Below are 18,919 nucleotides of genomic sequence, written 5' to 3' on the forward strand. Positions count from 1 at the left end.
TTACTGGTTTAAAATAATAAGGAAAAATATGGCAACAAAAAATAAAAAGGTAGGGTTAATAAAATATGAAACATCATTATATATACCCAATAGATTTCGAGTTACATCGAGGCAGCAAGTAAATTCCCCCTCGGAAGCATAGATAACTATGTGACCGGGGTGGATAAACAAAACCAACCAAGACGCAACCAGAAAGAAGGATATAGAGGTTAATCAGCCCCTGTTTCCAACCAACATCAAGATAACTCTCCTTAATCTTAATTGATTCCATACTATTATTTAATGGGGTCAGATTAATGTTTATAGAAGAGAACTTATTAGTGAAAGAACAATGTATCAAAAAATAAAACTTCATCAAGAAAGTAAAGAATAAAGATGATAGCCAATCATTATCATCATGAGTGTCAGCCCCGATAAGCCCAATATTAGGGTTAAATATAATCATAAATCTTTTCTCTTATTACACAATTAATAACAGTAATTATTTTTTCTTTTTATCTCACATGTTACAATTTTAATTATAAGACCGAGAAAATAGTCTTACAACTCAACTAACACGATGTGTTATACCGCCATTTGATTTTTCTTTCAATTTCCATAAAAAACTCCCTTCAAGAAATTATTATTTTTTAACTTTTATAAAAAACAATAAGTTAACAAAAACAAATTACTTTCCAAAAGTTTAATCTTTTAATATGCGTAAAAAAAAAGAATATAATGCTATTTGGGCATCGTCGATCAGATTATTATTATTGTTAATATATTTTAAGGGGGGATAATAAAATATCACTTATTCCCTTTATCTTTCAAATTTCTTTTTTAACAGCAAAATAAGCAATTTGATGCCAAAGGTTTTTTTATGCGGAGTATTAATGATCCAGAAATGGCCTTTCCTTTGTTTTCGCAATAAAAATTGCCATAAAAGGAACAAGGCCATTGGTTGAGAATATTTTAAAAACGTGAGCAACTAATCTTATTTTATTGATTTTGGCGGCAATAAAAATTCACTAGGCATAGTATTTTGAACAAACAGGGCAATTAGGATTACGTTCAATGTTCTCAAACTCAAACCCTTTGTTAATTAAAAGAGAGTTAAAGAATAGCTTTGAGTTTACTACCATGTTATCTCTATAGCCCATAAACCACTTAAGAACCTCAGTAGCTCCCAAAGAGCCGGCTATAGATGTCGCTAGGACATTGACAGGAGCTGGGCCAGCGATTTCTGTTCCAGTATGATCATGAGGAAAAATACAGGCAAAACAGGCGGTTTTATCTTTAGGAATTAAGGTGGTTATATATCCATAACTGAATTGTGCTGCACAATGTACCATAACGACATTGTTTCTTAAGCAAAACTCATTAATTAAGTTTCTTTCGGCTGAAGTTTCTCCTCCTTCTACAACTAGTTCATATCCACTAAGATAATCATCGATATTTTCTTTTGTGGCTTTATCCGATATTAATTCTATTTCAATTTCAGGATTTAGATCTTGTAAGGTTTTTTTGCAGCTTGCCCTTTTTCTATCCCTATATCCGAGGTGCGATAGAGCAATTGTCGATTCAAATTTGAAAGTTCTACTTTATCAAATTCAATAATTCTTATATGTCCCATTCCAGCAGCAGCAAGACACATCAACAACGTTGATTTTACGCCTCCCGCACCAATGACAACGACTCTACTCTTAAGCAGTTTTTTCTGCCTTTCTTCACCCCATTCTGGAATATTAATTTGCCTGTTGTATCTTTCATCTTTAAATATAGACATATGTGAATCCTTTACTTATCCATTAAAGCCTATAGCCATTTTATACCTTTAATTTTTCAAGTTATCTCTTTATTAATTATGGTCATTTATCCCAGTCACATATTAGCTATGCTCATAAGAATTAAATCGATTACTACTTAGATGCAACTTAAAATATATCGAATATAGTGGTTATAGGCTTTTTATAAAGTTAAGGCTATTTTTCATTATTGAACTTAGTCATTACAATGCTTGCATGCCATCACCTTATTGTCTTTAATAGTAATTTTTTCACGAATGCTGGATAGCTCTGTATATTTCTCGAACAAATCATCAATAGACTCGGCCAGAACTATGGATTTTCCAATTAATCCTTCAGCATAGCCGACAAGTTGAAATTCTTGCATGATATTCACCTCTGTTTAAATGAATAGTTTCATTAATCCATTGGTTGTTACTTGGAGCAGTAAAATAATTATATGGAGGTAAAATTACACATAGGAATAATTTTATTAGCAAGCATTAAATGCGTTTTTTTATGACAAAAATGTCTTATTTATTTTTTTTTTATGCTTTTTTCATTTTGTTGATAGACGTATGACTGATCTATCCCATAATTTTTGAGTTATATTGAGGTGGTAGAATGAATACCCCACCAAGCCGTTAAATCATGTGGCGGGGTAAATGACGGCGCAGCCAATAATATTCAGGGCAATTCTGTCTGATTATTGCGTGCTAACCACAGTGAAAGTGCTTTAAGAGAATCCTGTGTGAACTCATCACAACGGGCAGTAATTTCTTCTGGCGTTAACCAATCAACCGCCGCAACTTCTTCTTCCTGTAAGGCAAACGGCCCATGAGTGACACAACTGAATAATCCTCCCCATATTCGGCAATTGCTTTCTTCGTAGTAAAAAGCACCGTGCTCTGCAAAGGGTACACATGCGATCCCTAATTCTTCTTCTGCTTCACGACGGGCTGCATCAAGCAAGTTTTCTCCTGCCATAACGACACCACCTGCCGTTGCATCTAATTTTCCCGGACAAAAATCTTTTGTCTCTGTACGATGCTGAACCAGAATTTTTCCCATTCCATCATGCACAACAATATAAGTAGCACGATGCCTCAAGTTTTGTGCTCTCATTTGCTGGCGAGTCGCCTGCGCAATGACTTCGTTGTCTTCATTGACTATGTCAATCCATTCAATATTTGCTGATTTTTCTTGCGCCATCCTAGAAACCTTCAATAAATGATTTATACTCGTCTTTGCCTTTCAAGTTCGTAACAATTTACAGACAAACAAAACCAGTGGTAATGTAACATAACTCTATTTTTAAAAGAGTTATTATTACTGGAGGTTATATGATAGATCTGTACTATGCTCCTACCCCTAACGGCTATAAAATCACTCTATTTCTCGAAGAGGTAGGCTTACCTTACACCATCCATCCTATTAATATCAGCACTGGCGAACAATTTAAACCCGAGTTTCTCGCCATTGCCCCCAACAATAAGATCCCGGCTATCGTCGATCATCAACCCGTTGATGGAAAAGAGCCTGTCTCTCTCTTTGAGTCTGGGGCTATTTTGCTTTATTTGGCAAATAAAACAGGTCAATTATTAAGCGACAATATACGTGAGCGTACCGAGCAATTGCAATGGCTGTTCTGGCAAGTCGCTGGTTTTGGCCCAATGCTCGGCCAAAATCACCATTTCAATCGCTATGCTCCTGAAGTTGTACCGTATGCCATTAAACGCTACGAGGAAGAGTCAAAACGCTTATACAAGGTGCTAAATACTCAACTGGAAAAAACGCCCTATTTAGGGGGAAACGAATACAGTATCGCAGATATTGCTACTTACCCGTGGGCTAAATGTCATGAGCATCAAAAAATCGATTTGCAGGATTATCCTGCGGTTGAAAAATGGCTTGATAAAATCTGGCAACGTCCAGCAACGCAAGCTGCCTATAAAGATGACTAAATGAAATTTAGGCAACAAATTCAACTCATGGTAAAATTATTAACCATAAAACTTGATATTGATAACAGATAACAGCATATTTCGCTGTCACGCAAGCCATCCCTTGTTATAGTCAATATCTGTTATCTATTTTCGTCACAGGGGGTGGCTATGCGTATCTTAATTACGGGAGGAACGGGGCTGATTGGTCATCGATTGACTTGTCAATTGCTATCACTTTCCCATTCCATCACCATTTTGAGCCGTTCACCACAAAAGGTATACTCTCTATTTTCCGACTACGTTGAATGCTGGACAACTTTAGATGAACAGCACGATTTAAACGACTTCGATGCCGTTATCAATCTTGCTGGTGAACCCATCGTCAATAAGCGCTGGACGCCCAAGCAGAAAGCAAAACTCTGTCAAAGCCGCTGGCAGCTTACTGAGCAATTGAGCAAATTGATTAACGCCAGTAAATCCCCACCTTCCGTGTTTATTTCCGGTTCAGCCATCAGCTATTATGGCGATCAGCAGCAATCGGTTGTGACTGAAAATGACACTCCTCACGATGAGTTCGCTCATCAGCTTTGTGAACGTTGGGAACAGCTTGCTTTACTGGCAGAAAGTGACAAAACCCGTGTATGTCTGCTACGCACTGGCATTGTGCTGGCAAAAGAAGGAGGCGCTATGCAAAAAATGCTGCCACTGTTCCGGTTCGGCTTAGGTGGGGCATTCGGTAATGGTAAGCAATATATGCCGTGGATACACATTGATGATATGGTCAATGGCATCTATTATCTGCTGGTATCGCCTGAATTACATGGCCCTTTTAATATGACATCACCCTACCCCGTCCATAATGATCAGTTCAGTGCCACACTGGCTAGTGTATTGCATCGCCCTTCTTTCGTGCGCATTCCTGCATTAGTGTTAAAAGTCATGATGGGAGAAGCGGCAGAACTGGTTTTAGGGGGGCAACAAGCTATCCCCAAAAAGCTGGAAGATGCCGGATTTGGCTTTCGATATTCTCAATTAGAAGAGGCCTTGCAGGATGTAGTGAAACCAAGTACCAATTTCTAGCTATCCTTTTCATCTTTCACGTTGCAGCTCTATTAGTCGCTAGTAGCTGCAACTTGGAGCTTATTGCGGTATATGCCCAATAGGTTTAGCACCCTGCCAACGTTTAAAGAGGTCTTCGGGTAAGTCAATGTTAAATTGATCGAGGACACGATTGACGGTTTGGTCGATGATATCCTGAAGGTGATCAGGACGATGATAAAATGCGGGAACGGGAGGCATTATCACCGCCCCGATTTCTGCCGCCTGAGTCATTAACCTCAAGTGACCTAAATGCAGAGGTGTCTCCCTCACACCCAATACCAGCTTGCGGCCTTCTTTCAAGACCACATCTGCGGCCCGGGTAATCAAACCATCGGTATAACTATGTACAATACCGGATAAGGTTTTTATGGAACATGGCAGGATCACCATACCCAATGTTTTAAATGATCCCGAGGAGATAGATGCAGCGATATCACGGCTATCATGTACTACATCCGCCAAAGCCTGAACATCCCGCAGTGTATAGTCCGTTTCCAATGCCAGTGTCTGCCGGGCAGAGTGGCTGATCACCAAATGCGTTTCAATGCCTGCTACTGGCTGCAAAATTTGCAGTAATCTGACACCATAAATCGCACCGCTTGCTCCCGTCAGCCCGACGATCAATTTTTTCATGCTTTCCTCTGAAATTCTGGCTACCCTTTATTTTTCAAGTTGCCTCACTATTAACAGTAACGGCGCTCATTTACCCCAGTCACATAGCCAACTATGCTTCTGGGGTCCGATTCAACTCGAAATCTATTGGGGATATAATTTGAGAATAATTAGAATATTATCCTTCATTATATATCTCCAGGCTCTCAATTTCGCTCTGTCCACGCACTTTCATATCATCGTCTTTGCGAAGATTTTCCAGATAATCAAGGTAAATTTGGTCAATGTCTTTTGTCACATAGATGCCATCAAATACAGAACATTCAAATTTTTCAATGTCCGGGTTCTCTTCCCTTACCGCCTGAATCAGATCTTTAAGGTCTTGGTATATCAACGCATCAGCGCCTATAAGCTGACGAATTTCATCCACTTCCCGACCATGCGCAATCAATTCATTGGCATTGGGCATGTCAATGCCATAGACATTCGGGAAACGGACTTCCGGGGCTGCCGAGGCAAAATAAACTTTTTTGGCTCCCGCTTCACGCGCCAATTCGACAATCTGCTCTGAGGTTGTGCCACGTACGATTGAATCATCCACCAGCAAGACATTTTTACCACGGAATTCAGCGCGGTTGGCATTCAGTTTACGGCGAACCGATCTACGGCGCTCCTGCTGGCCCGGCATGATAAAAGTACGTCCCACATAACGGTTTTTAACAAAGCCCTGACGGTAGGGTTTATCCAGAATATGGGCAATTTCCAGTGCAACGTCACAAGAGGTTTCAGGCACCGGGATCACGACATCAATATGTAGGTCTTCCCATTCACGAGCAATTTTTTCGCCCAGTTTTTTTCCCATTCGTAAGCGCGCGTTATAAACCGAAATTTTATCAATAAAGGAGTCAGGACGAGCAAAATAAACGAATTCGAACAGGCAAGGCGTCAATGAAGGATTATCCGCACACTGACGGGTAAACAACTGCCCATCTTCAGTGATGTAAATCGCTTCGCCGGAAGCCACATCACGCAGAAATTCAAAACCCAATGTATCCAGTGCAACACTTTCAGAAGCAACCATATATTCATTACGGCCATCTTTCAGTGTACGTTTCCCCAAAACTAACGGCCGGATGCCATGCGGATCACGAAAAGCCACTAAACCATGCCCGATAATCATGGCGACACAGGCGTATGCGCCCCTGATTTTCCGTTGCATCTCTGCGATTGCCGCAAAAATGTTGTCAGGTTCTAGAGGGAAATGGGGGAATTGCGTTAATTCATTGGCAAAAACATTCAACAGGATTTCAGAATCGGATGTGGTGTTAACATGGCGGCGGTCTTGTTCAAACAGCATTTTTTTCAATTCATGTGCGTTTGTCAGATTGCCATTATGTGCCAATGTGATGCCAAAGGGAGAATTCACGTAAAAAGGTTGGGCTTCAGAGGCGCTGGAACTACCTGCCGTTGGGTATCGGACATGCCCGATCCCCATATTTCCCTGTAAACGCAACATGTGCCGTGTTTCAAACACATCCTTGACCAACCCATTGGCTTTACGTAAACGAAAGCCATTCTTACCATCAATAGTCGCTATACCTGCTGCATCTTGCCCACGATGCTGAAGCACCATTAATGCATCATAAATCGACTGGTTAACCGGTGTAAAACCGGCAATACCGACAATACCGCACATGTAGTCTTTCCTCATCAGCCAGACGGAGAGGATTATCTCTCCGGTAGGAAACTTGACGCATTTTGCAGGTAGTCAAAAAACCACCTGATAATTTGACTGAACTGTGGGATCAGTTGTGACTGTTGCCAATCATGACTTTTGGGAAGAGGAGTGAAAGAATCCGCAACGAATAAAATGGCAGATACAATCAATACACCACGCAATGCCCCAAAACAGACCCCCAGCACCCGATCTGTACCTGACAGGCCAGTTCGCTGAACAAGTGAACCAATGATATAGTTTACTATCGCGCCAACAATCAATGTCGCAATAAATAAGATAGCAATCGCTACCCCATTACGCACCAGTTCATCTTCAAGGCGAGTAAAATACTCAGCCAGATAAGTATAGAAGTGGCTTGCGACAAAGAAAGCACAACCCCACGTTACCAGGGAAAGCGCTTCACGAACAAAACCACGGATCAAGCTAACCAGTGCCGAAAAACCAATGATGGCAATAATCGTGTAATCAATCCAGATCATATTTTAATCCAAAAATAGGCCCCGACACTCAGGTCTGGGGCATTCTAACAGAAAACGAAAACGTTTGCGTAGTAGATTTACCGCGCTACTGAAAATAATTTCCGGCAGACATAAGCACGGCGGCTGCCGCAATGAATTAACCTGTAACTGCTACTTACACCATGGATAATCACTTGTCATATCCAATCAATATCGCAATTGATCTCCCGCCGATAATAATGCGGGAAGTTTTTCGCTTCCCGCGAATTACTTTGAGGAGGTTATGGTTTGTAATTCTTGATTTGCCCCTGCAACCCAGTCGTTTCCCGTAATTCGGGCAGTTTGGATTCCAGTGTTTCACGTGATGCGTTAGGTCCTACATAAATCCGCGTCAACTGCCCCTGTATCGGAGAAGAAGGCACTGTATAAACCTGATGCCCCGTGAGACGCAAATTTGCCACAATCTCTTGCACTTTATTCGCATTTTTCAATGCACCAAGCTGAACAACATACGCTACACCCTGTGGTGCAGTATCAGGCTGAGTTGCTGGTTTAGCGGCTGGTTTAGCGGCTACCTTGGGTGGCGAAACCGTTTCAGGTTTCGCCGCCTCTTTTGGATCCGGCCTATTTGTCTCAGGAGGCGGAGCTATCACCGGCTCTGGCAAAAACGAATTCGACAGTATTTCTAATTGTTCGTTCTCGTGAGCTTGTGATGTCATTGCTTCTGCAGCTCCTTCAGGGGGAGTTGATGGCATGTTTTGCGTCAGTGGTGGGAGCGAATCAATGTCTTCTTCATCACCCGGCTTTGGTAACAATGGAATAGAAGCAAACTGGCCTTCGTTATATTTCTTATCGCCATCAAATATCACGGGCAATACAATCACGCCCAATGCTACAAGAACAATGGTTCCAACCAAGCGATTTTGAAATTTACTTGCCACGTTCCTTTTCCTCTTCCAGAGCCTCCATGACATGAGCGACAGTATGGAAAGAACCACAAACTACAATGATATCTTGCATTGCTGCATCTTCCATTGCCTGCTGCCATGCTGACTTCACTTCTGTAAATGTTCGGGCATTCGCAATATATCCGGCCAATATATCAGCCTCCACTCCCCTAGACTCATGTAATGATGTGCAGTACCACTCTTCAATCTGTCGGGAAAGGCAAGCTAACGTACCTGCAATGTCTTTGTCTTCCAGCATGCCCACTACACCACGAATTTTGCTGTCTGGTGAGCGGGGCAATTCTGCCAATTTTTGCACCAGATAGCCCGCAGCATGGGGATTATGCGCCACGTCCAAAATAACCAACGGATTTTCCCTGATAATTTGGAAGCGTCCCGGTAACTGGGCGTTTTTCAATCCCGTATGGATAGCTTGTTCATTGATGGCCCGGCTGACTTTATCGTCTTGTTGCAATAAACAATGAATAACCCCCATCGCTGTCGCGGCATTCGCCAACGGTAGGTTGGGTAAAGGCAAGCCATTAAATTGCTGATCGGCAGTTTGCCAGCTCCAGCAATCTATATCTTGCGAACCCGTATCCTGCGAAAAATGCCAATCTACACCACGACGGAAAAGGTTGGCTCCCAACTCATCAGCAACTTCAGCAATCGAGTGAGGCATATCAGGCTCACCGACCACAGCAAAATGCCCACGGCGGAAAATGCCTGCTTTTTCACGGCCAATGTGTTCGCGATCTGCACCGAGCCAATCTGTATGATCCAGAGCAATGCTGGTGATGGCTGCAACATCGGCATCCACGATATTGGTAGCATCCAGACGCCCACCCAGCCCCACTTCCAGAATAACGACATCAAGATCAGCTTCTTTAAAAAGCTGTAACGCCGCGAGTGTGCCATATTCGAAATAGGTTAATGAGATATTGCCACGCTGGGATTCAATATCTGCAAATACACGGCAAAAATCCTGTTCTGACGGCTCATTCCCCTGAATACGCACTCTTTCTGTATAGCGTACTAAGTGTGGCGAACTATACACGCCGACTTTAAGCCCTGCGGCCAGAAAAATGGATTCAAGAGTATGACAGGTTGTACCTTTCCCATTGGTTCCTGACACCGTGATGACTTTTGGTGCTGGCTCCAATAGATCTAATTGACTACCGAGTTTACTTACACGCTCAAGCCCCATATCAATAGCTTTAGTGTGCAGGTTTCCCAGATAGGAAAGCCACGTCGTCAGTGGCGACGTGGCTTGCGGAATTTGCAAAGTTTCAGACATCTTCTTTATTAGGATTGATGTTTGTATCAGATTCTATTTCAGCGGGTTTAATAACCTCTTCCGCTACCGTTTCTGTTTTCGTAGTAGGCTGAGGCTGGTGAGTCAGCATCGAAAGCAGATTGGCGATTTTTTCACGCATTTCTAGACGACAGACGATCATATCAATCGCGCCTTTTTCCAGCAGGAATTCACTGCGTTGGAAGCCTTCCGGCAGTTTTTCGCGCACGGTCTGTTCAATAACACGAGGGCCCGCAAAACCAATCAAGGCTTTCGGCTCAGCGATATTGATGTCACCCAGCATTCCCATACTCGCCGTTACACCACCCATTGTCGGGTTAGTCAAAACGCAGATATAAGGCAGGCCACGATCTTGCATTTTTGCTAGTGCGGCGCTGGTTTTTGCCATCTGCATCAGCGACATCAACGCTTCCTGCATACGCGCACCACCACTGGATGTAAAACAAACGAACGGACAGTTGTCTTCCAGCGCCTGTTCAACAGCGCGGACAAAACGAGCACCAACTACAGAGCCCATTGAACCGCCCATAAAGCTAAATTCAAATGCAGCAGCAACAACCGGCATATCGTGCAACGTGCCTTTCATCACGATCAAAGCATCTTTTTCCTGCGTCTGCTTCTGGGCTGCTACTAAACGATCTTTGTATTTTTTGGTATCGCGGAATTTCAGGATATCTTTAGGTTCCAACTCGCTACCCAGTTCTGTGCCGATACCTTCATCCAGAAATGAGGTCAGTCTCTGACGTGCTGGAATGCGCATGTGATGGTTGCATTTTGGACACACCTCAAGATTACGCTCTAATTCAGCACGATAAAGTACCTGACTACAACTATCGCATTTTGTCCAAACTCCTTCAGGTATACTTGCCTTACGAGTTTGCATAATTTTGCTTTTATTTAGAATCTTTTCAATCCAGCTCATTAATGAACCTTTCCGTCTGAATCTGGCTTATGCCAGCTTTTGTTTTACGTGCCATTAAACCACAATGCTATTACAGTGTGGATAAAAAACTGCTCAAACCTGTTAACGGCTATTTACTCTGTAAACGACCATCTACTTAATATCGTCTGCACTGTCTACTGCTTTTTTCGATGCAGCACGGCGATGACGCCAAATTTCTATGATGCCAGGCAGGATAGAAATAAAGATTATCGCAACAATCAATAATTTCAGGTTCTGTTGTATGACTGGCATATCACCGAATAAATAACCAGCATAAGTGAATAATAGCACCCATATTAGCGCACCGATGACATTATAAGCGGCAAAGTGGCGATAAGACATTTTCCCCATTCCCGCAACGAACGGTGCAAACGTTCTAATAATTGGCACAAACCGAGCCAAAATTATTGCTTTTCCACCATGTTTTTCAAAAAACTCATGCGTTTTATCTAAATAACTACGGCGAAAAATCTTTGAATTCGGATTAGTAAATAGTTTCTCACCAAAAACGCGACCAATAGTATAGTTTATCGCGTCACCAATAATTGCTGCTATGAGCATCAAGGCCACCATAATATGCACATTAAGATTATTGGAATCTAATGCAGAGATGGCACCCGCTACAAACAGCAAAGAATCTCCCGGCAAAAATGGCGTAACTACCAGACCTGTTTCACAAAATATAATCAGGAATAAAATGCCGTATACCCAATCACCATAATTGGCAACCAATTCAGCTAAGTGAGTATCAATGTGTAAAATAAAATCGACAATGAATTTCGCAAAATCAACAAAATGAGTCAAAAACTCCATAATATTCCTCGTTATGCACCAACATCCCTGTCATTATTCAAAAATGTCAGATCAAATCATTTCTCAGAAACTAAATCATTTCCCAGAAAAAGAGGCCCCATAACGGGTTCAGGTAAACCAAAATGTTCAGGATAGTCTACAGCAACTAAATACAACCCTTCAGCTTTAGCCGTTGCCGCCGCTTTTGTTCTGTCTTTTAGCGCCAATAATTCAGCCATCCATCCTATATCCTGATTACCACAGCCAATTTCCAGCAAACTGCCAACAATATTACGTACCATGTGATGCACAAAAGCATTCGCCTTGATATCCACGACAATATAGTGCCCATGTCGGCTGACATTAATATGCATCATATTGCGCCACGGTGAATTGGATTGGCATTGCACCGCTCTGAAGGAAGTAAAGTCATTTTCTCCCAATAAGCTCTGTGCCGCTTCATGCATTTTTTTCTCATCCAATGGATAGTGAAAATGCGTGACACCCTTTGCCAATACCGCCGGACGATAGCGATGGTTGAAAATCACATAGCGATAACGGCGAGCCGTTGCACTGAAACGGGCATGAAATTCATCATCCACCGTTTTAACCCAACGCACTGCAATGTTCGGCGGCAAATGGGTATTAACTCCCATTGTCCAAGCCGCATCTTTACGCAGTGCAAAAGTTTCAAAATGCACGACTTGCCCGGTCGCATGAACGCCTGCATCCGTTCTGCCAGCACAAAAAACTGAAATTGGTTCATTTGCTACTTTCGACAGGGCCTTTTCCAAACACTCCTGTACGCTTTTCACTTCTTGCTGACGCTGCCAACCATAATATCGGCTGCCATCATATTCAATTCCCAGTGCAATTTTTACTTTCTTTGCCTCTGGCACAGACTGGCTCAGCTCTGTATCAGACATCAGTAAAATTGCTCCTGCATCAGTTTTTCTGCAATTTCAACCGCCATCAACGCACCGCCAAAGCGGATATTATCGGCAACCGACCAAAATTGTAACATTTCTGGCATACCGTAATCGTTACGAATGCAACCAATGCTCAGGCCATCACTACCTGAAGCATCTGTCACCTGAGTAGGATAATCACCCTCTTCTGAGACCTGAATTTCTTCAAGACGTTCAAATTCACTACGTGCTTCTTCTGTACCGACCGGGCGCATCGTTTCCAAATTCACCATCTGCGCGATACCGTAGAAAACAGAAGATTGGACACAGCTTACGGAAACGGGCAGCCCGTCGTCTTCTAATACTCTGCGAATTTGATCGACAATGCGGCGTTCTTCACGCACAGTTCCTTCAACATCAGGTAATAAAGGCAGCATGTTGAAAGCCAGTTGCTTGCTGAAACGCCCTTCATCAGGCGGAATGCCATTCAATAAGCGGGCACTCTGCCCTGCCAATTCATCAATGGCCGCTTTGCCATGTACAGAAATCGGCAATATATTGGTCAACTGTAAACGCGAAATGCCAGCCGCGTCGATCAATGGCTTAATGGCAGTTAAAACTTGGTTTGTTGAGCCATCCGCCACAGCAACGATATTACGGTTACGGTACTCAGCCAAAGCATGGGGGTTAACACTTGGAACAACCAAAGGCACATCCGGCTCTGCTGAAAACAGACCGCTGCTGTCGATGACCAGACAACCTGCATCCGTTGCTTTTTCAATATACTGTGCTGTGGCTTCCATTGTTGCCGCAAAAAAAGCCAGTTGTACCTGTGACCAGTCAAATTCTGCCGCATCACGAACGATAATGTTTTTGCCATTAAAACGTTTGTTTTTTCCAGCACTTTGTTCACTAGCAAGAAGATGCAGTTCACCAACCGGAAATTGGCGCTCCTGTAATAACGCCAATATCGCTTCACCTACTGCACCCGTTGCACCCAACAGCGCAATATTCCAACCTTCAGACATGTTGGTTTTCTCCACTTCTTTTATTTTGCTGACAGGCAGGAACTCCTGCCTGTATTAAATCACTTTCGCGTTAAACTCGATTTGGCATTAAATCCAATCTTGGATAACAATTGAGCGCTTTTCTCTGAGTCACAATGCACCGTCAGTGAAGACCATTCCCGACGGTCTGGATAATTCTTGCGCAATCTATCAAAAGCGCCCTCCTGATCCGCTACCTGACGTAGAGGAGCATCATCACGGCGCACATCATACACTAAATGCATTAAGCGCTTCAGAATGCTTTGTGTCACTTCACCCTGTACAGTGACTTGGTTGAAATCTGATTCAGGCAACAAATCGGCCAGTACCGTTTTGCGAGGTTGCCCTAAGAATTCACTATAGGCTTCAAAAACCTGCGTTGTGCCCCGAGCCTTGCCTTCCAAGGTATAACCCGCAATATGAGGTGTGCCAATATCAACTAAGGCCAGCAAAGGTAATGAAAGATTAGGTTCTGGTTCCCAAACATCAAGAACAACACGTAATTTTTTGCCGCTTTGCAGTGCGGAAAGTAAAGCTTGATTATCAACCACCTCACCACGGCTGGCATTAATCAAAATTCGGTTGTCTGGTAATGCAGAAAGTAATTCAGCATCAGCTAAATGGTAAGTTTTATATGGGCCTGATTGATTAAACGGCGTATGAAAAGTGAGAATATCCGCTTCCTGCACCAATTTTTCTAACGGCCAAAATTCACCTTCATCGCCACGATCAGCTCTGGGAGGATCGCACAGTAACGTTTTCACACCCAAAACCGCCAGCCTGTCAGCTAAACGCCCTCCGACATTGCCAACACCGATAATACCGACAGTTTTATCTTTGAGTTGAAACTGATCTTGTTCTGCTAAGAGCATCAAGGCAGAGAATACGTATTCGACCACAGCAATCGCATTACAGCCAGGGGCAGAAGAGAAGCCAATCCCTGCCTGCGACAGCCATTGTTGATCAACATGATCCATACCTGCGGTGGCAGTCCCCACAAATTTCACTGAACTGTTTTTCAGCAAAGATTCATTAACTTTAGTGACAGAACGCACCATAAAGGCATCTGCATGATCTAAAACATCCGCAGGCACCGGACGCCCTGGGATTGCCAGTACTTCCCCCAATTGCTGAAAGAGTTGTTCAGCATAAGGCATATTTTCATCAACCAGAATTTTCACTTTTCTCATCCAACGGCTTAAAGGGCGTGATTTATTATTTTGCCACTTTCTCTGTATAAAACCTATATCAGCCAAGAGATTTCGAATCAGCCTTTCCTGAAACGTTCTGGCGATGTACCGGCAAGCTGCTGGAACATAGCAATAAAGGCTGATGATGAGCTATAACCCACATCAAATGCGATTTCATAAACACTTTTACCCTGTTCTAGTAAGGATATGGCATGCAGAAAACGCAGCCGCTGCCGCCATTCGCTAAATGACATCCCCAATTCCTGCTGACAACGCCGTGATAAAGTTCTCTCTGAGGTATACCGCTTTTTTGCCCATTCAGATAACGGGGTATTATCCGCCGGATTACGTTCCAGTGTCTGTAATATCGGCGCGAGCAATTTATCTTTTGACGAGGGTAAATAAGTACATTGCCTTGGTGATAGTTCCAGTTGATCAATTAATACCTGCGCCAGACGCCGATCTTTTTCTGTTTCCGGCTGCCGAACCTGCCGCTTAAAAAAGTCCTCCATAACAGTATGGAAGATGCTGCTCAATCGGAGAATACAAGGCTGCTGAGGTAAGTCATCCGTCCATTGAGGGGGAATATCCATGATCCAAAATCGCATCGTTTTACGGTTATAACTCGAATGTAAGATATTTTTCGGTATCCAAATAGAAAATTCCGGCGGGGCAAGGAATCGCTGCTCTCCCACCAACGTTTCCATCACACCACAAACGACATAAATCAATTGCCCAAAAGGATGAATATGTAATCTACATTCCGTATCCGCTCTCTGTGTTTCATCACGAAAAGAGAGTGTATCAGGCATCGTTGGCTGAAAAACAGATTGGTTAGCCGCTGTCCACTCGATCATATTTACTCCTGCAATTTTTTATTACACACAGTAACCAAAGGGATATATTGTCTTGATTGCCTCATCTGTTGTCAGATTATCGATGTATATAATAAATCGGTCACTGCTAAACTAAAGAAACGATACACTCATATAAGTCACTTAGTTCAATGAAGAATTTATTGTTTCCCCTCGTCGCGGTGCTGATCTGGTCAATGAACGCCGTCGTCAGTAAAGCCGCAGCCACCTCAATTGAACCTGCTGCAATCGCTTTTTACCGTTGGTTCATTGCCTTCCTAGTATTGACTCCTTTTATTTTATTGCCTGTCCTGAAACAGTGGAAAACAGTTAGCCAATATTGGTGGAAATTATTAATTTTGGGCTTTCTTGGCATGGTACTGAACCAAAGTCTTGCATATTATGCGGCCCATACTGTCAGTGCTACCCTGATAGGGATCCTTACTTCATTGATTCCATTATTGACCGTCATTATCAGTATTTTTGTCCTGCGGGTTGCCCCGACGGTGGGTATCACCCTCGGTACGGCATTTTCGTTGTTCGGCCTTACCTGGTTGGTCAGCAAAGGAAACCCAGCTTCTTTATTACAACATGGCTTGGGGATCGGCGAAGTATTGATGTTTATCGCATCTGCTTCCTACGCTTTATATGGCGTTTTAACAAAACGCTGGGCCATTCCATTACCTAACTGGCAATCACTCTATTTACAAATTGCTTTTGGTGTTTTACTGCTTCTGCCCAATTTCATCATGACGGAAAATGTTCAGTTAACGGCCGACAATATTTCTCTTGTTTTATTTGCCGGCATTCCTGCATCAATTATTGCGCCCTACTTGTGGATACAGGGTGTGGTGCGCATTGGTGCAAACATGACGTCTGTCTTTATGAACCTGGCCCCCGTATTTACCGCTATCATTGCTATTCTGGTTCTCCATGAAAAAATGCAAAGTTATCACCTGATTGGAGGGGGAATTGTGCTAGTTGGTGTGATACTTGCGCAGCAATTACGCATCCCACTCACGCGTAGAAAGCCTGAATACAATTCGAACTAGCAATCCGCCCAGTGCCTCACTCGGCAAAAGTTGGAGTGAGGCACCGTGATACAGGCTAATTTCTTTGACGATGGTCAGCCCTAACCCTGCGCCGTCCAACCCCGCGGCATTATCCAGACGGTTAAATGCCATAAGTGATTGGCTGATATTTTCTTCCGCAATACCCGGCCCAGAATCATCAATTTCCAGACAACAATATTTTTTGTCTGGGATCATTCTCACCCTGCCTGTCACCATCCCCTTTGGTAGCGTATATTTGATAGCATTGTCCAGCAAATTGGCACACATTTCTGCTAACAATAGGGGCTCGCCTTTAATCCATAGAGCGTCTTCCCCTTCATAACCTAAATCAATCCCTTTGCTTTCGGCTTGCTGCAAACGGGAAAAGCAGGCTTGTTGCAACAATTCGACAATATTGACTGGCTGATAATTTTGGATCGCCTCTTTTTCATGAACTTTAAGTTTTGACAGCTGCAATAAGCGATCGGTCAACAAAATCATACCATCCAAACTGTTGTTAATCGCTCGCAGAATTTTTTCCCTTTGTTCTGGGTCCTGCTCACCAAGTGCCACAGCTACCTGTGTTTTTAATACGGCTAAGGGCGTCCTGAGCTGATGGGAAGCATCTGCACTAAATCGCTCTTGACGCCCAACCATTAATTTTAAACGTTCTATATATCGGTTGAACGCTTGAAGTAATGGGGAAAGTTCAGACCACGGTAAAATATCTGGCAAAGGAGTAAGATCATTGACAGAACGGCGGATCATAACGCCAGAGAGTTTTTTCAGCGGCTTAAGTAACTTCTTTAGCAGAATGTAAGCGAGAAGCAGCGTTAACAACACGACAGTGCCCTGACTTACCAACGAAGAGAACAGTAATTGCTGCGCCATATATTGACGAGAAATCACAGTCTCAGCTACTAATATCAATGATATCCCCATAATACCGCCCTCATTAATGGGCTGGTACAGTGCCACAACGCGTATTCGCTGCCCCTGATATTCCGCATCATAAAAATACGCAAGTGCTGTGTACAATGGTGAACGCTGAGTATGCTGAGGTATGAGAGGAAGGTTATCGTAACCAGAAATCGTTTTTCCATCTGGTGAGATAACTTGATAGTAAAGACGATCATTGGTATTTCGCTCAAAGCTGTCCAAAACAACATAAGAAACATCGACAATCAGATGGTTATCTTGAACAATCAGACGTTCTGCAACCGTTCTGGCCGATGCAAGCAAGGTTCGATCATAGGCATATGTCGCGGCATTTTTCACACCGACATACTGACTATAAACAGAAGCACCGCCCAATAATACTAGAGGCACCCCAAAGAACAGCAGCAACTGGTGAAATAACGACCGTGGTATTTTGAAAAAATTCATTACTCCTTCAGCTCCAGCCGGTATCCCAACCCACGTAATGTATATATTCTCACGTCACTACTGAGTAGCTTTTTCCTCAATCGATGAACATACAGTTCTATACTTTGTAGATTCGCTTCATCCGATAGAGAAAACACCTGCTCAAACAATTGCAGTTTAGAAACAGGACGTCCTCGCCGATGAAAGAGTGTTGTTAAAACGGATAATTCTCTGGGCGTCAGTGCTAACGGTACATTATTTAATACGAAATAACCTTCATCTTCATAAACTAATGAACCGAATTTTTGTGTCTCTTGCGATATACCTGACCCACGACGCAACAACGCTCGAATACGAGCTCCCAACTCTTGAAAATCAAAAGGCTTAGTTAGGTAATCATCAGCACCAGAATTCAACCCGTTCACACGATCCGCCACATCAGTTTGAGCGGTCAATAACAGAACAGGTAAATTTTGCCCACGCTTACGCAATCGCAATAACAGTGAAAACCCATCCAACCTAGGTAACGAAATATCCAAAATCAGTAAGGCATAATTTTCAGTCTGCAAAAGCTGATCAGCCACAATACCATCTTCAGCCAGATCAACTACAAACCCAGAATGACTCAATGCCTTCTGTAACCAATGTGATAAGTCAGTATGATCTTCAACCAATAAAAGGCGCATGAGTAATATCCACTGTTAAAAATCAACAGAGGAATAAAACGGAAATATTATACAAATGCAACATTAAGATTTGGTAATTGTTTATGGGTTAACATAAAACGTCTTTAGAAACAATTGATCAACATTTTCATGTGAAACATTACGCAAATTAGGCGACTAAGTTCACATCCAGGCAAATTTTATTGTTAATGAAAGGTAATTGA

General features: G+C 42.8%; 18 protein-coding genes and 1 pseudogene. 3 read left to right on the top strand and 16 right to left on the bottom strand.

Features of this window, described 5'->3' with window-relative positions; translation table 11 throughout:
* Positions 1-1,007: 1,007 nt before the first annotated feature.
* From Xhom_RS13805 to yfcD, 3 genes and pseudogenes are all read right to left on the bottom strand, one after another.
* A pseudogene (locus Xhom_RS13805) lies at positions 1,008-1,765 on the bottom strand (HesA/MoeB/ThiF family protein).
* A gap of 215 nt (positions 1,766-1,980) precedes the next feature.
* Complete coding sequence (locus Xhom_RS30220; protein WP_157104586.1) at positions 1,981-2,151, bottom strand: hypothetical protein; 171 nt, start codon at positions 2,149-2,151, stop codon at positions 1,981-1,983.
* A 299-nt stretch (positions 2,152-2,450) separates the two neighbouring features.
* Positions 2,451-2,975 carry an NUDIX hydrolase YfcD gene (gene yfcD, locus Xhom_RS13815; protein WP_069315166.1) on the bottom strand — a complete coding sequence of 175 codons (525 nt, stop codon included), beginning with the start codon at positions 2,973-2,975 and terminating at the stop codon, positions 2,451-2,453.
* 131 nt (positions 2,976-3,106) lie between these two features.
* On the opposite strand from yfcD, the gene Xhom_RS13820 reads away from it, so the two are divergent.
* On the top strand, positions 3,107-3,727 hold the full coding sequence (locus Xhom_RS13820; protein WP_069315165.1) for a glutathione binding-like protein: 621 nt from the start codon (positions 3,107-3,109) through the stop codon (positions 3,725-3,727).
* 150 nt (positions 3,728-3,877) lie between these two features.
* The gene (locus tag Xhom_RS13825; RefSeq protein ID WP_069315164.1) at positions 3,878-4,789 is read left to right on the top strand and encodes a TIGR01777 family oxidoreductase; all 912 of its coding nucleotides are present in this window, start codon (positions 3,878-3,880) and stop codon (positions 4,787-4,789) included.
* A 60-nt stretch (positions 4,790-4,849) separates the two neighbouring features.
* On the opposite strand, the gene Xhom_RS13830 is transcribed toward Xhom_RS13825, so the two are convergent.
* From Xhom_RS13830 to Xhom_RS13880, 11 genes are all read right to left on the bottom strand, one after another.
* Positions 4,850-5,443, bottom strand: coding sequence for a UbiX family flavin prenyltransferase (locus tag Xhom_RS13830; protein ID WP_069315163.1), 594 nt, complete (start codon positions 5,441-5,443; stop codon positions 4,850-4,852).
* Positions 5,444-5,600: 157 nt separating this feature from the next.
* Positions 5,601-7,118, bottom strand: a complete 1,518-nt coding sequence (purF, locus tag Xhom_RS13835; protein ID WP_069315162.1) for an amidophosphoribosyltransferase — start codon at positions 7,116-7,118, stop codon at positions 5,601-5,603.
* Between the two features lie 32 nt (positions 7,119-7,150).
* Complete coding sequence (gene cvpA / locus Xhom_RS13840) at positions 7,151-7,639, bottom strand: colicin V production protein (RefSeq protein ID WP_069315161.1); 489 nt, start codon at positions 7,637-7,639, stop codon at positions 7,151-7,153.
* Positions 7,640-7,899: 260 nt separating this feature from the next.
* Positions 7,900-8,559 (bottom strand): cell division protein DedD, encoded by a 660-nt coding sequence (gene dedD / locus Xhom_RS13845; RefSeq protein ID WP_069315160.1) that lies wholly within the window; start codon positions 8,557-8,559, stop codon positions 7,900-7,902.
* Positions 8,549-9,862, bottom strand: coding sequence for a bifunctional tetrahydrofolate synthase/dihydrofolate synthase (gene folC, locus Xhom_RS13850; RefSeq protein WP_069315159.1), 1,314 nt, complete (start codon positions 9,860-9,862; stop codon positions 8,549-8,551). Before folC ends, dedD begins: the two co-directional genes overlap by 11 nt.
* A complete protein-coding gene (gene accD / locus Xhom_RS13855; protein ID WP_069315158.1) occupies positions 9,855-10,802 on the bottom strand; it encodes an acetyl-CoA carboxylase, carboxyltransferase subunit beta in 948 nt (315 codons plus the stop codon). Before accD ends, folC begins: the two co-directional genes overlap by 8 nt.
* Positions 10,803-10,934: 132 nt before the next feature.
* Positions 10,935-11,636: a DedA family protein gene (locus tag Xhom_RS13860; protein ID WP_069315157.1), complete on the bottom strand. Its 702-nt coding sequence runs from the start codon at positions 11,634-11,636 to the stop codon at positions 10,935-10,937.
* Positions 11,637-11,692: 56 nt separating this feature from the next.
* The gene (truA, locus tag Xhom_RS13865; RefSeq protein ID WP_069315156.1) at positions 11,693-12,541 is read right to left on the bottom strand and encodes a tRNA pseudouridine(38-40) synthase TruA; all 849 of its coding nucleotides are present in this window, start codon (positions 12,539-12,541) and stop codon (positions 11,693-11,695) included.
* The gene (locus tag Xhom_RS13870) at positions 12,541-13,551 is read right to left on the bottom strand and encodes an aspartate-semialdehyde dehydrogenase (RefSeq protein ID WP_069315155.1); all 1,011 of its coding nucleotides are present in this window, start codon (positions 13,549-13,551) and stop codon (positions 12,541-12,543) included. Before Xhom_RS13870 ends, truA begins: the two co-directional genes overlap by 1 nt.
* A gap of 59 nt (positions 13,552-13,610) precedes the next feature.
* Positions 13,611-14,750 carry a 4-phosphoerythronate dehydrogenase PdxB gene (pdxB, locus tag Xhom_RS13875; RefSeq protein ID WP_069315154.1) on the bottom strand — a complete coding sequence of 380 codons (1,140 nt, stop codon included), beginning with the start codon at positions 14,748-14,750 and terminating at the stop codon, positions 13,611-13,613.
* Positions 14,751-14,836: 86 nt separating this feature from the next.
* Positions 14,837-15,616: an AraC family transcriptional regulator gene (locus tag Xhom_RS13880; protein ID WP_069315153.1), complete on the bottom strand. Its 780-nt coding sequence runs from the start codon at positions 15,614-15,616 to the stop codon at positions 14,837-14,839.
* A 149-nt stretch (positions 15,617-15,765) separates the two neighbouring features.
* On the opposite strand from Xhom_RS13880, the gene Xhom_RS13885 reads away from it, so the two are divergent.
* Positions 15,766-16,665, top strand: a complete 900-nt coding sequence (locus Xhom_RS13885; RefSeq protein WP_069315152.1) for a DMT family transporter — start codon at positions 15,766-15,768, stop codon at positions 16,663-16,665.
* Here Xhom_RS13885 and Xhom_RS13890 read toward each other — a convergent pair.
* Together Xhom_RS13890 and tctD are read right to left on the bottom strand one after the other, a co-directional pair.
* The gene (locus Xhom_RS13890) at positions 16,618-18,051 is read right to left on the bottom strand and encodes a sensor histidine kinase (RefSeq protein ID WP_069315151.1); all 1,434 of its coding nucleotides are present in this window, start codon (positions 18,049-18,051) and stop codon (positions 16,618-16,620) included. The two genes, Xhom_RS13885 and Xhom_RS13890, sit on opposite strands and share 48 nt — an antisense overlap.
* A complete protein-coding gene (gene tctD, locus Xhom_RS13895) occupies positions 18,051-18,716 on the bottom strand; it encodes a transcriptional regulator TctD (RefSeq protein WP_069315150.1) in 666 nt (221 codons plus the stop codon). Before tctD ends, Xhom_RS13890 begins: the two co-directional genes overlap by 1 nt.
* Positions 18,717-18,919: the final 203 nt, after the last annotated feature.

It is taken from the genome of Xenorhabdus hominickii (assembly GCF_002632725.1).
GTDB lineage: Bacteria > Pseudomonadota > Gammaproteobacteria > Enterobacterales > Enterobacteriaceae > Xenorhabdus > Xenorhabdus hominickii.

What these genes read in the sequence shown, in the direction of transcription:
- folC (WP_069315159.1), bottom strand. Translation starts at nt 9,862, where the DNA reads ATGTCTGAAACTTTGCAAATTCCGCAAGCCACGTCGCCACTGACGACG.
- Xhom_RS13830 (WP_069315163.1), bottom strand. Translation starts at nt 5,443, where the DNA reads ATGAAAAAATTGATCGTCGGGCTGACGGGAGCAAGCGGTGCGATTTAT.
- Xhom_RS13885 (WP_069315152.1), top strand. Translation starts at nt 15,766, where the DNA reads ATGAAGAATTTATTGTTTCCCCTCGTCGCGGTGCTGATCTGGTCAATG.
- Xhom_RS13870 (WP_069315155.1), bottom strand. Translation starts at nt 13,551, where the DNA reads ATGTCTGAAGGTTGGAATATTGCGCTGTTGGGTGCAACGGGTGCAGTA.
- Xhom_RS13820 (WP_069315165.1), top strand. Translation starts at nt 3,107, where the DNA reads ATGATAGATCTGTACTATGCTCCTACCCCTAACGGCTATAAAATCACT.
- cvpA (WP_069315161.1), bottom strand. Translation starts at nt 7,639, where the DNA reads ATGATCTGGATTGATTACACGATTATTGCCATCATTGGTTTTTCGGCA.
- Xhom_RS13825 (WP_069315164.1), top strand. Translation starts at nt 3,878, where the DNA reads ATGCGTATCTTAATTACGGGAGGAACGGGGCTGATTGGTCATCGATTG.
- Xhom_RS13880 (WP_069315153.1), bottom strand. Translation starts at nt 15,616, where the DNA reads ATGATCGAGTGGACAGCGGCTAACCAATCTGTTTTTCAGCCAACGATG.
- purF (WP_069315162.1), bottom strand. Translation starts at nt 7,118, where the DNA reads ATGTGCGGTATTGTCGGTATTGCCGGTTTTACACCGGTTAACCAGTCG.
- Xhom_RS13890 (WP_069315151.1), bottom strand. Translation starts at nt 18,051, where the DNA reads ATGAATTTTTTCAAAATACCACGGTCGTTATTTCACCAGTTGCTGCTG.
- accD (WP_069315158.1), bottom strand. Translation starts at nt 10,802, where the DNA reads ATGAGCTGGATTGAAAAGATTCTAAATAAAAGCAAAATTATGCAAACT.
- truA (WP_069315156.1), bottom strand. Translation starts at nt 12,541, where the DNA reads ATGTCTGATACAGAGCTGAGCCAGTCTGTGCCAGAGGCAAAGAAAGTA.
- tctD (WP_069315150.1), bottom strand. Translation starts at nt 18,716, where the DNA reads ATGCGCCTTTTATTGGTTGAAGATCATACTGACTTATCACATTGGTTA.
- Xhom_RS13860 (WP_069315157.1), bottom strand. Translation starts at nt 11,636, where the DNA reads ATGGAGTTTTTGACTCATTTTGTTGATTTTGCGAAATTCATTGTCGAT.
- Xhom_RS30220 (WP_157104586.1), bottom strand. Translation starts at nt 2,151, where the DNA reads ATGCAAGAATTTCAACTTGTCGGCTATGCTGAAGGATTAATTGGAAAA.
- yfcD (WP_069315166.1), bottom strand. Translation starts at nt 2,975, where the DNA reads ATGGCGCAAGAAAAATCAGCAAATATTGAATGGATTGACATAGTCAAT.